We start from the raw sequence: 13,785 nt of genomic DNA, 5'->3' as shown, positions 1-13,785 counted from the left end.
CATCATTATTTTAGAATGTCAACCACATTTCCGCCGTTTTAAAAAAGAAAGTTTTCGGTTCTGAATTGTTCTAATTGTGCATACAATTCAGAACCATTCGTTTTTCTTCCACGGACTACCGCATCACATAATCCATCGCATCCTTAACCGTGCGCACGCCGACAAGACCGATTCCTTTGATCTCCTTTAAGCTCTCCCTGCACACCTCCGGCAGAATACATGTCTTAAATCCAAGCTTCTTCGCCTCGAGCACACGCTGCTCTGCCATGCTGACCGCGCGCACCTCACCGCTGAGTCCCACCTCGCCGAAGCAGATGGTCTTCTCGTCAATCGGGCGGTCTTTATAGCTGGAGACGATCGCCAGCACAAGACCAAGATCGATCGCCGGCTCATTCATCCGGATGCCACCTGCAATATTGATATAGGCATCACAATTCCCCAGCGAAAGTCCCAGACGTTTTTCCAGAACCGCCATCAGAAGATTTACCCGGTTAAAATCCGTTCCTGCCGCCGTCCGCCTCGGCATACCGAAATTGCTGTGGCAGACCAACGCCTGTATTTCCAGAAGGATCGGTCTCGTCCCTTCCATCGAGCATGCCACAACAGACCCGGAGGCGCCCTCCGGTTTTCCGCTCAGCATGAATTCCGACGGGTTCTCCACCTCTGTCAGGCCATCTCCGCGCATCTCAAAAACACCGATCTCGTTCGTCGACCCAAAACGGTTCTTCACACCTCGCAGAATACGATACGCCGCATGGCGGTCCCCCTCAAAATAGAGCACCGTATCCACCATGTGTTCCAACACACGCGGGCCAGCCACCACGCCTTCCTTTGTCACATGTCCGACGATAAAAATGGAAATCCCAAGTCCCTTGGCGATCTGCATCAGGGTGCCGGTCGATTCCCGCACCTGTGAGACGCTTCCCGGCGCAGACGAGACGTCTTCATTATACATCGTCTGAATGGAGTCAATCACGACGATCTCGGGCTTCTCCCGGTCAATCACGCGCCGTATGGTATCAAGATTGGTCTCACAGAGCAGGCTTAAGCTGTCCCCAAAGGTCCCGATGCGTTCTGCCCGGATTTTGATCTGCTGCAAGGATTCCTCACCGGAAATATAGAGCACCTTCACCTCATGTTCCGCAAGATTCCTGCATACCTGCAAAAGCAGCGTCGATTTTCCGATTCCCGGATCTCCGCCCACAAGCACCAGAGATCCCTGCACAATCCCGCCGCCAAGCACCCGGTCAAGCTCCTTCATGCCGGTGGACACCCGCTGTTCCTGTGTCATCTCGATCTGTGACAGGGGAACTGCCTTTGCCTCACGGCTGCCATCCGTGCTGCGGTTCCCACGCGCGGTCTTTTTCTCAACCGTCTCCTCCACAAACGTATTCCACTCATGGCATGCGGGACACTGTCCCATCCATTTTGCCGACTCGTATCCACATTCCTGACAGAAGTATACTGTTGTTTTTCCTTTTGCCATGTTCTTATCTTCCTTTCCCGCAGACACGTCTGCTGCCCGGACAGGGCTTTTTCTCCATAGAAAGCGCGGCTTTCGCCCTTTAACCTAACACGTCATTTCCTATTAGAGTAACAAAGACCTGTCCATACGGACAGGTCTCACTGATCTTGTAACTGTCATATGCGAAAGCGGCTGCTCTAGCACTTCTGGACGCTTACCTTTACCGGAGCATCGCCGAGCTCTACGCTCAGGCTTAACTTTCCTCCGAGATTCGTCTTCATCCTGCCGGCATCTGCACCGTCGATCACGATGTCATACTCCGCCTCATCCTCAAGCTCTACGGTAACCTGTGCGTCCTCTGCGCCCTCTACGCTAAACTCCATTCCTGTGTCTGTCGCTTTTAAATGCTCCACTGCAGTCCCCGGAACAGACTCGTATACAAACATGCCATTGCGCTCCAGCTTGGTAATCTCCTGACAGGTCTTTACTTTGTAAAGATCTCCCTGGTGTTCAAAATTGTCAAGCTTTGCCTTGGTGCTCAATGTGTAATCCCCAAAGCTGATCGTTCCATCCTCCTCTGAACGGAGTAATTCACTAATAACGGCCATCTTATCCTCCTGTGATATTGCAGCTCCTTCATCCGGTCTGCTTTATCGTAAATTTGTAAAAATATTATATAATATCTGTTCTTTGATTTCCAGTGATTTCACTGACATTTAAGTAATTTTTTACTTTTTCTTGGACTCCAGAAAAATTGCATTTTTCTTCGTCGTGACGATCACTTCGTCACCCCGCCGGATGCTTCCGTCGAGAAGTTTTTCCGCAAGCGGATCCTCAATCTCATCCTGAATCTTGCGCCGCAGCGGTCTGGCTCCATACTTCGGGTCATACGCCTTATCCACAATGTACTGCTTTGCGGCATCGCGCACGACAAGTGTAATGCCAAGTTGTGTTTCACAGCGCTTCGCCAGTTCTTTTGTCATCAGACCTACGATCTGTTTCATGTCGTCCTTATTCAGCGCCCTGAATACAATGGTCTCGTCAATACGGTTTAGGAATTCCGGTTTGAAAATTCTGCGGACCTCCTCCATCACGCTGCCCTTCATCCGCTCATAGTTCTGCTTCTCGTCATTGCCGGAAGCAAAGCCAAGCTTCTTCGGCTCCACAATCGCCTGCGCTCCCGCGTTGGAGGTCATAATGATGATGGTATTCTTAAAGTCCACTTTTCTTCCCTGGGAATCTGTGATATGTCCGTCGTCAAGCACCTGCAGCAGAATATTAAACACATCCGGATGTGCCTTCTCTATCTCGTCAAACAGAATCACGGCGTATGGATTTCTCCGCACTTTCTCACTCAGCTGTCCGCCGTCCTCATGTCCGACATATCCAGGCGGCGAACCGATCATTTTCGACACGCTGTGTTTCTCCATGTACTCAGACATATCGATGCGGATCATTGCCTGCTCCTGTCCAAAGACAGCTTCCGCCAGTGCCTTGGATATCTCGGTCTTGCCGACGCCGGTCGGTCCCAGAAAAAGGAACGAGCCGATCGGACGCTTGGGATCTTTTAATCCGACGCGTCCTCTCCGCACGGCTTTCGCCACAGCTGATACCGCTTCCTCCTGTCCGATCACGCGCTTGTGAAGGGTTGCCTCCAGTTTTTTGAGTCTGGCAGCCTCCCCCTCTGTAAGCTTCTTCACCGGGATTTTCGTCCATCCCGACACCACATCGGCAATCTCGTCCTCTCCGACGGTCTGGTGATGCCGTCTGCCGCCCTGTTTTGCCTTTGTATTCAGTTTTTCCAACTTTTCTTCCAGTTCCTGGCGTTTTGCCTGCGACTCCCTCGCCGTTTCCAGGTCTCCGCCGGAAAGTGCTTCCTCCAATGTCTCCTGCAACTCCGCAATCTCCCGCCGGAGTTCTGCAGCCTCCTTGGGGTCTCCGCCCACATGAAGGCGCACTTTTGCCGCAGCCTCATCCATCAGGTCAATCGCCTTGTCCGGGAGGAATCGATCGTTGATGTAACGCGCGGAAAGACGCACTGCCGCCTCCACGGCCTCATCCGTAATCGTCACATGGTGGTGGCTCTCATACTGCCCACGCAGTCCCTTTAATATGGAAATGGCTTCTTCCTCCGTCGGCTCCTCCACAACGACTGGCTGGAAACGCCGCTCCAAAGCTGCATCTTTTTCGATATATTTGCGGTACTCTTCGATGGTCGTCGCGCCGATCACCTGCACCTCGCCTCTCGCAAGTGCAGGTTTTAAAATGTTGGATGCATCAATCGCGCCTTCCGCTCCGCCCGCCCCGATGATGGTATGAATCTCATCAATGAACAGCAGGACGTTTCCAGCTTTCGCCACCTCTGCCAGCACCTTCTTGATGCGCTCCTCAAATTCACCTCTGTACTTTGAGCCTGCCACAATCCCGGAAAGATCCAGGGAAACCACTCTTTTTCCAAGCACCGTATCTGGAACCATTCCGCCCGCAATGCGCTCTGCGATTCCCTCTACAATCGCCGTTTTTCCTACGCCGGGTTCTCCGATCAGGCACGGATTGTTCTTGCTTCTCCGGCTTAAAATCTGGATGACGCGGTCGATCTCCGTCTCTCTGCCGACCACCGGATCGAGCTTTCCGGCGCGCGCAAGTTCTGTCAGATCTCTGGAAAACTGATCCAGCGCCGGCGTTCCCTCCGCATTTCTCCGCTTTCCGGGTTTTCCGTTCTGGAATTCATCCTTATACTGGCTTACATCCTCGCCCATCGCGATCAGGGTGTCCACATACATTTTCTGCACATTGACAGACAATGTATTCAACAGTCTGGACGCCACACATTCCGTCTCCTTGATCATCGCAATTAAAAGGTGTTCTGTTCCAATCTTCTCCGAGTGGAAACGCGCCGCCTCCGCTTTGGATACCTCAAGCACATGCGCCGCTCTCGGGGACAATCCGTCCTCCAGAACCGCAACCGCATTCCCCGGTGCAATCAGCTCCTCGATCAGTTCCAGCACCTTATCATACTCTACACCATTGTCGGCAAGTACCTGGCTTGCCACACCAGTTCCCTCTTTCAACAGGCCAAGCAGTATGTGCTCCGTGCCGATATAACTGTGATGCAATGACTTTGATATCCGCGTTGCAATATCAATCGCCTTTTTTGCCTTTGCTGTATATGCTGTCTGCATCGCTACCTCCTATTTCCAGTCCGATATCACATTCGTCTTTACAGATCATTAAAATCTATGATATCCAGCTCATCGTCTTGCTTGTTTTTCTGGTCTTTGCCGCCTGAAACTTTTTCTTTTTCATCGTCCGGCGCATCGCTGTCCCCGTACGTGTCATCGTCATCCCCGTACGCGTCATCATCCCCATACGTGTCATCGTCATCCCCGTACGCGTCATCATCCTCGTACGCGTCGTCATCATCAAACAGATCGTCATCCAGATCGTCAGACTTCCGCTTCCAGAAACCGAATCTCTTCTTCGGCGGCTCTTCCTCCTCGATGTCATCCTCATCGAATGCATCATCGAACGCGTCATCGTCAGATTCCTGCGTTTTCGTTTTCTCTTCTCTCTCTTCCTGTTCGTCGAATTCATCTGCATCCCCGGCATCTGCAGCAGAGCGCTTCTTCCAGTGCCACTTTTTCCGGGAATCCTTTTCCGGTTCCTCGATCACATCATCCTGGTTTTCATCCAGCAGTTCTTCTGTATCATCATGCTCTGAGACACCGTCATCCATAATGTCATCCTCATCCAGGTCATCTCTATCCGCTTCCCTCCTGTGCAGTAACAGGTTAACAAGTACCACTGCCATTACCGCCAGCAGAAATATCAATATGCCAATCGCGGTTCTGGAAAACGCTTTTTCTTTTTTATATTTCTCGGACAGCGCCAGATATTCCTCCTGCAGATAGGCCGCATCCTCGTCCTGCAGTCCGTCGGAAGATACAGTTGTCCCTGTATTTACGCGCTGATAGGTCTCCTCTATGGAGTCGTACTGGTACCAGCCTTCCGTTCCGTCAGAATTCACTCCGTAAAAGGTATAGAACTCCGATTCCACCTCAGACCCTTCCTCCTGGGTCTCCTGATATGCCGTCACAAGACTTCCGTCCGCCAGCGTAAGCTGTGTCTGCTGCATCGTATCCGGCATCGTATAATCCACCGGTGGCAGAAGCGCTATCACATAGTGTTCCCCATTGACCATTTTTACAAACGGATACAGGGTATCTCTTGTGCTGTCATATACAAAGAAGCTTCCTGTGCTCTCTTCCGCTCCGTCCTGCACCAGATAAAGCATGACCACAGATCCCTTGTCATAACTCACGCCCCGATAATCCGCCCCCTGATAATTGACGGTTGTCTCCGAAAAATCTGCAGGAACATTCTCTGTTGCAAAATTTTCTGCAATTACATAGGAAATGCCATTTGCCGTAACCGTGTTTTCACTGCTGTCCGTCTCCTCTGTTGTCTCCACTTCCCCCTCATCGGATGCCGTTGTCTCTCCGGACGAGGTTCCCTGCTTTGTCACATTCACGGTATAGGTTGCGGTCACGCCATTTTCCGCCTTGACTACAATCTTAATGGTGTTATCTCCACTTTTCAGATTGGTATTTCCCGTAACCGACTCCACGACCGCTTTTTCATTGACCGGTGTGGCAGATACGGCGATATTGGTTACATCGCTTCCCACTGTAGCACTATAAGTCAGCGTTTTCCCGTTAAATGCCGGCGAGAGCGTTCCCGTTGAAATGGTCAACTCTTTCAGAGAATTATCCGCAGACTGTTTTCCTGTTGTCTCTCCAGTATTCGCCGCAGAATCCCCGTTTCCACCCGCTGATGTTCCGTTTCCGTTGGAGGTTCCACTGTTACTGCTACTATTATTGCCTGAATCTGTATTTGTACTTGCTGCATTCTTTACTGTGACCGATGCACTGCTGCCCGACATGGAATCCATCTCCTCATTGGAGTCAAAGATCACTCCGTCGTTGGCAGAGACAGAGAGGGAGGAATTTCCCGCACTCACAGCTTTTAATGTCACCGTGTAGCTTTCTCCCGTCGCCATCACGCTTCCGCCGCCTCCGCCGTATGTGGTATTGCAACTCACAAACTGCAGCACACTCGAATCATAAGACAGCGTCATGGTCGCATTCGCCTTTTCGCCGGATGGACCGCTCGCTTTTACTGTAACTGTAACCGTATCACCGATATTGACACTTCCTGACGACACCGAGACAGATGTTGATCCGCTCGCCGCGAATACCGTCTGCGGCACTCCGACAACCCCGAATGTCAGGCTAAGCGCCATCATCATCATTGCTATTTTTTTCTTCATTTCTGCTCTCCCAATTCTTCCTCTCACTGATCAATCTGTGAGATTCCCAGTATGTGTTTTTGTAAAATAACCAGATCCTTATTGGAAATACCGCCGTCCTTGCTGACGTTTGCCGCTTCCAGACGACTGCCGGACTGACTTTCAATTCCAAGGATCTGTTTCTGCATCAATACCAGATCCAGATTGGAAACCTTTCCGTCACCGTTGATATCTCCATATACCACAATCTCATACTGCTGCACGAGCGTGTCGCCGACATACACTGCCAGCTTGTTGCCCGTTCCCACCGTCTGTGTATTCTCACTGCCGTCTGCATTCAGAATCTTTACGGTACAGTTCTGGGTTCCGATTCCCGATGCGACTGTGGATGCGCTTGTTCCAGGCTCAATTCCCGTCACATAGGTTCCGATCGGATAGGATGGCGTAATCGCCGCGTCATCCGCCACCTGAATGGTTCCGCCGGCACTGCCCCCCGCTCTTGCCACGATCAGCGTGTAAGTGCGCGAATCTCCGCTCTGCGAGATGCAGGTAATCTGAATCGTATTATCTCCATAATTCAGCGAATAATTTCCAGTACCGGAAACGGTTGACGTTCCCGCCACCGCCGTCGCTCCCACATTGATCGAAGCCGCGCTGTCCGGAACGACCAGGGAATAGGAGGTATTCGCACCGGAAAATGCCGGTGTCAGCGCATATCCGTCCACCGTGATCGAGGAAAGCCAGTTGTTCGGATTCCCCTTGTCCGCAAACGTCACTGCGCTCTCCGGCATGTTCTGATAGACCGGAATGCGGAAAACAAACGCCTGGTTCTTGTCCGTGTAGGCTTTTCCCATATTGGTGCCCTCACTCATCGCCGCCTGCACATTGGTCATGTACTGATGTGCGTAAAGACTATTGGTATAGACAACGTTAAATTTTTCAAAGTAAATGGTATTCTGCCCTTTTTTCACATAATTATCAGCCACAACCGATGATCCACCCGCAATCGACTTGTAGATGGAGTTCCATCCCTGCAACTTCGCATATTCCAGTCCGTTCACAATCGCCGACGCGCTGCCCGTCGTAAACGCACGGACGTTAAAGTAGTTATAATAGCCTGCATAGTTGGAATATCGTCCCGAAATCAGATCGCTCGTCCCCCGCACGCCCTGCTCCTGCTTACAGCGGGATGCCAGGTGGTAAGGGCTCACGCCCACATTGGAGCCGATCTCCACAAACGTATCCGCATAGCTGCGAACCGCTCCGTCCGTATCGGTATAATTGCCTGCCATAAATGTATTGGAAAGAACGCTCTGCACACCCGCTGCGTTCTGATAGCCTGCATATTCCAACGTTTCAAACTGAAAGATCTGATTCTCGTTAAGAAAATTTCTGGGATCGATGCAGTATGCGATATATTCCGGAGACGCCGACACCCAGCTTGCCCCGTCAAACCCGTACCACTTGTTGGTCTCCCAGTTATACGCCTGACTGTCCGTCGATTTTCTTGCGTCATTCACGGAATTCTGGATCAGGTTTCTTCCGACCAGACTCTCATTCGATACCACCGTATTCCAGTCAAGTCCCGTCTGCACCGGCACAAACTGCCAGTTCGGATACTTCTGATGCAGGGATGCCAGTGCGCTGCAATAGCTTGCCGGAAAACCCGCTGCCGCAAGCGCCGCCTCATACTCGCTGTCCGTGACACCGGTCGTCTCTCCCTGCGACTGGTCGTCTGACGTCTGACCGTTCACGGCTACATAGTCCGCACAAATCCACCCGGAATAGGAGGCGCCTCCGACCACGAGCGTCACACTGTACCAGTTCATTCCGCCCGCCGAGACCAGCTCGCCCACATTCACAGCCTGTCCTTTGTATACCTTTGTCACCACAGAGTAGGACGTTCCCGCTCCCGAGCGCACATAAACACCTTTTTCCGTGTTCTGCACCACCCCGTTTGTCCCACCTGCACTGCTGTCCGCATTCGTCTGTCCCGCAGAAGAATCCGTGCCCTGAAGCGTCACAAAATCCGAGCGTATATAACCGGTTACACCATCCGACATCTGGATCTGGTACCATGTATACCCGTCTGATCCTGCCGTCTCATCAGTTACTGTCACCGCATTTCCCGGATAGAGCAGTGTCAGCTTATCCCCGGTCACCGGTGCGTTGCGCACCTTCACCGGTCCGTCATTGATCGTTCCCGCCGTCGCCGTGTACGCATATACGGCTTCGGGGCCGTGAAAAGCAGATATGCTGGCAGCAAGCACTCCCATGCTGATTGCCGCCAGCAATATCTTTCTCTTCTTTCTATATATAAAGTGATTCATCGAATTCCTCCCTGAGTACCGCACAAGTCCATAAAATCATGCGCCCAATAATTCAGTCTCATTATAGGAGATTCTATCACACGCGTCAACCTAAATATAGCCATTTTCCTGCACGCTGTACTATATTTAGACGTTTTTCGACATCAGGTTCCGGTTCTGTATCAGCAGGCTTCCCCATAATATGCCCCAGAGCCCGCACACAATTCCGGTGAGCAGTACAGCATTGCACTCCTGAAACTGGATTCCGAACAGCAGAACCACACCCGTCACCAGTCCGAACGCTCCAATCGCCGCTATAAGCGCACACAAAAGTATCAATTCCATATCCACTGTTTTCATCTTCTTATCCTCCTTTTCTAACCTGCCAGATACCGTTCCCACTCCTGCTTCGTCATCCACGGCCAGCACGCCTTGTCATCGATATAGACGTCCGCGGAGATTTTTCTGGATTCCGTTCCATACTGTTCCAACGTCTGCGCCACATTTTCATTTACCGCATCAAATTCCAGTCCGAACATTCTGCACCAGGCCACCGCCTCCTCCAGCAGATCCCCGCAGCGGCATGTCCACAAAATTACTTTTTTGCCCTGCCTTCTCGCACCCTTGAGCAATGCAAAGAGCGGCAGATTCGGCATCCCGATGGCAGGATAACATTCACTGCACAATGTCCCGTCAAAATCGACGGCAATGATCTCGATCTTTTTCTCCATGTTCTTCCCTCCCCATCCGCTTTGATGGTGTCAGTATCGCACATGATGTGTCCAATTCTTTGGACACTTGTTATGTAAACCCATATTTACAGGACAAAAATTGTCGCACGAAGCATAGACCTCTTTGGGGTGATAAGTAATATTATGAGAAGACCGCACCGTGGGATTTCAGATGGAAATGCAGGTGGAAATTCGGTTCAAAAAATGTGGCATTTCTAACCAGCCGGATGTTTGCATCTGCGATGATCCGTGTCTTTCCAAGTTTGGAGCACTCCGCGGGTCATGTCCGCATCCCGGAGACAATTTGTAGGACTTTCGTGTGTGTCCCTTATTGGCACCTCTGAACAAAACATAACCGCGCGAAGCCGATGTCTGAGTCGGCATCTGCCTTATTTTCAATAGCAGATGCCGGCGAGTTTCGGTTCGCGCGGTTTTATATTGTCTGTGAAGAGGTGCCATTAGGGACACCAGAAAGTCCGCCCATTGTCTCCGGTGTGCCGGACATGCACCCGTCGGATTGTCCAAACGTGGAAGAGACACGGAATCCGATGCAAACATTCAGCCGGAAGAAATGCTCACATTTTTCTCCAACGAATTTCCATCTGCATTTCCACATGAAATCCCCAAGTGTGTTTCCTGTAATATTACTTATCAAACCAAAGCACGGTATGCTTCGTGCGACACCCCCCTTTATCTTTATCTCTATACGATGTTTTTCTGCTATGCGTTATACGCCTTCGCCGTCAAACGCCGGGATGAAGCTCTCTTCTGCCGTCTCCCCCTCCTGAATAAATCCCTGCTCTACCCCCAGTCCGATCGCATAATCGACGACCTCCTCATATTCCTCGTCCGTGACTTTCCGGTTCAGCTCCGGGTAGGCGCTGACATTTTCCAACGGCGTATACTGGTTCATGATGCTCAGATATATCTGATTGCCGTAGGTTTCATACAGGTATTTTATCACCGCCTTAGAGTCCCTGGTACAGCCCGGCAGCAGCAGGTGACGCACGATAACGCCCTGTCTCATCAGAAGTCCCTCCTCGATCGGGTCTTCTGCTTCGTCTCCGTCAAACACGGGTCTCGGGCACTGGCGCACCATCTCCGCAACCGCCGCTTTGGCCACGTCGGCATAATCCGGAGCGTGTGAATATTTTGCACTGAGCGCCGGACTTATATATTTAAAGTCCGGCAGGTAGATATCCACAAGTCCTTCCAGACTTTTGATCGTATCCGCACTCTCATAACTGCTCGTATTGTAAACGACGGGAAGCCGCAGTCCTTCCTTTTTTGCACGGCGCAATGCCTCCGTAATCTGCGGTGCAAAATGTCCCGGCGTCACCAGATTGATATTATTCGCCCCTTTTTCCTGCAGTTCCAGGAATATTTCTGCCAGACGCTCCTTGGTAATCTCCTTTCCTGCCGTCCCGTTTGCGATGCTACGGTTCTGGCAGAACACACAATGCAGGGCACAGCCGGAGAAAAATACCGCGCCGGAGCCGCTTTTCCCGGAGATGCAGGGTTCCTCCCAGTAATGAAGCGCCGCACGCGCAACCTTCAGCTGTTCGGTCTGTCCGCAGATGCCGCGCTCTCCGCCCGCACGGTCCACTGCGCAGTTTCTAGGACACAATGTACACATTTTCATCTTTCCGTCCGTCTCTTTCTATCTAAATTCAATCTTGATAATCCCGCGTATTTTGGGTATGATAATGTTTGATTTCCGAAATGACCATTTTCGGAACAATCTGACATTGATATATTTACACATAAGGAGTTCGTTATGAATCAGAAAAATTGTATGGTAGCCCAGTCCGGCGGTCCTACCGTTGCGATCAACGCAAGTCTTGCCGGTGTCATTGACGGCGTGTCCGCCTCTTCCATGTACGACACCGTTTACGGCTCGCTCAACGGAATCACCGGTATTTTAAACGATGACCTTCTCAACCTCACGGAGCTTATGGACGGTCATCCGGAATATCTTTCCCGCCTTGCGCAGACACCTGCGATGTACTTAGGCTCCTGCCGCTACAAACTTCCCCATTATCTGGATGATGATTCACCCTATGTCTTCATATTTAAGCAGTTTGAAACTTACCACATTGAAGCGTTTTTCTATATCGGCGGCAATGATTCCATGGACACCGTGTTAAAGCTGTCCGAGTACGGAAAACGCATCGGCAGTTCCGTCCGCATTATCGGCATCCCGAAGACCATCGACAATGATCTCTGCGAGACCGATCACACCCCGGGCTTTGGCTCTGCCGCAAAATACATTGCCTCCTCGCTCTTAGAGATCGCGCACGACACCTTTATCTACGCGGTCAAAAGCGTGACCATCGTTGAGATCATGGGACGCGACGCAGGATGGCTGACCGCTGCCGCGGCACTCGCGCGCAACGGATACAACACCGCCCCGCACTTAATCTATCTGCCGGAAGTCGCTTTCGACCCGGAGGATTTCCTTTTAGACGTCAAGCGTCTCCTTTTCGAGCGCAACAATGTCATCGTCGCAGTGTCCGAGGGCATCCGCGACGCCTCCGGCAATTACATCAGCGCGTCCGAGCAGTCCATCGACACGTTCGGTCACAGTCAGTTAAGCGGCGCCGGCAAGACACTTGAGTTCCTTGTCAAGGAAAAGCTTGGTGTCAAGGTGCGTTCCGTGGAAATCAATGTCCTGCAGCGCTGTGCCGCACATCTGGCTTCCCAGACAGACTTAGACGAATCTTTCGCACTCGGCAAAAAAGCCGTCGCACTCTCCGAGGAGGGTGTGACAGCTTCCATGGTCACCATCGAGCGCACTTCAAACGCACCGTATACCGTGGATTACTCCTATGCGGAAATCCGCCAGATCGCCAACGAGGCAAAGAGCGTTCCGAGAGAGTGGATCAACAGTGCCGGCAACGACATCGAACAGCCTCTGCTCGACTATCTTGCTCCGCTGATTCTTGGCGAATCGCAGGTCTCCTATCACAACGGTCTGCCTGTATACATGGATGTGAGCCACCTGTCTAAGCACTAGACAGGTGCTCCCTATTCCCGGAGCAGAATCTCGATAAATTTACCGATCTCGACCCACGCTTTTCTGGATTCCGGCAGCATCTTTGCTGCCATCTGGAAAATGTGGAACATCCCGTCATAGATACTTAAGCGCACTTTTACGCCCTGTCCTCTCGCCTTCGCGGCGACATCCACAGAATCCGACAACAGCATCTCATACGATCCCACCTGTATCAGCATCGGCGGAAATCCTCTGAAATCGCCAAACATCGGTGATATATATTCATCCATCGGGTCGTGGTCTCCCACATAATCCCGATTGTAGATCAGGCTGTCCCTGGTCTTTCCAAACAGGGGATCCCTCTCGTAGTTGGTATCGTAAGACTCCCCGCTTGCCGTCAGATCCGTCCACGGCGACATGGCAATGATTCCGCACGGAAGCTGTCTGCCGTGATTGATCAGATAGTGGCAGAGTGCCATCGCAAGTCCGCCGCCCGCCGAATCTCCCGCCACAATGATCTGCTCCGAAAACCATCCCTGCGCAAGTAGCCATTCATACGCGCACACGGCATCCTCGAGCGCCGCCGGATACGGATGCTCCGGTGCCACGCGGTAATCCGGCGTGAGCACGCTCATGCCGTGGCTGACCTCATTGTACAATCCGGCAAACATGCGGTATGCATTGCGCATCGCCCCGACATATCCGCCGCCGTGCAGCTGCAAAATGATTTTGTCGCGGTTCGCATTCTCCTTCGACTCTAAAAGCTCCATGGTAAAATGTTCCATCTCGATCGTCTGCATGGTAAAGCATTCCGGACACTTCCACGGAGGTTCCGCCGTTCCGATCTGTTTGCGGAGTTCCCCATTTTTTATCTTTTTCCCAATCAGCAAATCATTCGTCGTATGCGCGATCAGATCCCTCACGACTCTGCCGCGGATACTCGCCTCATTTTCTCTCATTCACTGTACCTCTGTTCT

The 13,785-nt window shown here is 51.7% G+C and carries 10 protein-coding genes; 1 reads left to right on the top strand and 9 read right to left on the bottom strand.

Going from position 1 to position 13,785, the window contains the following annotated elements; all coding sequences use genetic code 11:
• Positions 1-115: 115 nt before the first annotated feature.
• From radA to RHOM_RS04650, 8 genes are all read right to left on the bottom strand, one after another.
• Positions 116-1,486 (bottom strand): DNA repair protein RadA, encoded by a 1,371-nt coding sequence (radA, locus tag RHOM_RS04685; protein WP_014079123.1) that lies wholly within the window; start codon positions 1,484-1,486, stop codon positions 116-118.
• 176 nt (positions 1,487-1,662) lie between these two features.
• Positions 1,663-2,073, bottom strand: coding sequence for a hypothetical protein (locus tag RHOM_RS04680; RefSeq protein WP_014079122.1), 411 nt, complete (start codon positions 2,071-2,073; stop codon positions 1,663-1,665).
• A gap of 120 nt (positions 2,074-2,193) precedes the next feature.
• Positions 2,194-4,647: an ATP-dependent Clp protease ATP-binding subunit gene (locus RHOM_RS04675; protein ID WP_014079121.1), complete on the bottom strand. Its 2,454-nt coding sequence runs from the start codon at positions 4,645-4,647 to the stop codon at positions 2,194-2,196.
• A gap of 38 nt (positions 4,648-4,685) precedes the next feature.
• Positions 4,686-6,794 (bottom strand): cadherin-like beta sandwich domain-containing protein, encoded by a 2,109-nt coding sequence (locus tag RHOM_RS04670; protein WP_014079120.1) that lies wholly within the window; start codon positions 6,792-6,794, stop codon positions 4,686-4,688.
• Positions 6,795-6,817: 23 nt separating this feature from the next.
• Positions 6,818-9,103 carry an SH3 domain-containing protein gene (locus RHOM_RS04665; protein ID WP_014079119.1) on the bottom strand — a complete coding sequence of 762 codons (2,286 nt, stop codon included), beginning with the start codon at positions 9,101-9,103 and terminating at the stop codon, positions 6,818-6,820.
• A gap of 126 nt (positions 9,104-9,229) precedes the next feature.
• Positions 9,230-9,442, bottom strand: coding sequence for a hypothetical protein (locus RHOM_RS04660; protein WP_014079118.1), 213 nt, complete (start codon positions 9,440-9,442; stop codon positions 9,230-9,232).
• Between the two features lie 17 nt (positions 9,443-9,459).
• Positions 9,460-9,813 (bottom strand): hypothetical protein, encoded by a 354-nt coding sequence (locus RHOM_RS04655; RefSeq protein ID WP_014079117.1) that lies wholly within the window; start codon positions 9,811-9,813, stop codon positions 9,460-9,462.
• A 727-nt stretch (positions 9,814-10,540) separates the two neighbouring features.
• Positions 10,541-11,455, bottom strand: a complete 915-nt coding sequence (locus RHOM_RS04650) for a radical SAM protein (RefSeq protein ID WP_014079115.1) — start codon at positions 11,453-11,455, stop codon at positions 10,541-10,543.
• 135 nt (positions 11,456-11,590) lie between these two features.
• On the opposite strand from RHOM_RS04650, the gene RHOM_RS04645 reads away from it, so the two are divergent.
• On the top strand, positions 11,591-12,829 hold the full coding sequence (locus tag RHOM_RS04645; RefSeq protein ID WP_014079114.1) for a 6-phosphofructokinase: 1,239 nt from the start codon (positions 11,591-11,593) through the stop codon (positions 12,827-12,829).
• Between the two features lie 11 nt (positions 12,830-12,840).
• Here the strand turns inward: RHOM_RS04645 and RHOM_RS04640 are convergent, their stop codons facing one another.
• Positions 12,841-13,767 (bottom strand): alpha/beta hydrolase, encoded by a 927-nt coding sequence (locus RHOM_RS04640; RefSeq protein WP_014079113.1) that lies wholly within the window; start codon positions 13,765-13,767, stop codon positions 12,841-12,843.
• Between the last annotated feature and the right edge of the window lie 18 nt (positions 13,768-13,785).

The organism is Roseburia hominis A2-183, assembly GCF_000225345.1.
Lineage (GTDB): Bacteria > Bacillota > Clostridia > Lachnospirales > Lachnospiraceae > Roseburia > Roseburia hominis.
The sequence above is the reverse complement of the archived record's forward strand: the minus strand, read 5'-3'. Positions and strand labels throughout refer to the sequence as shown.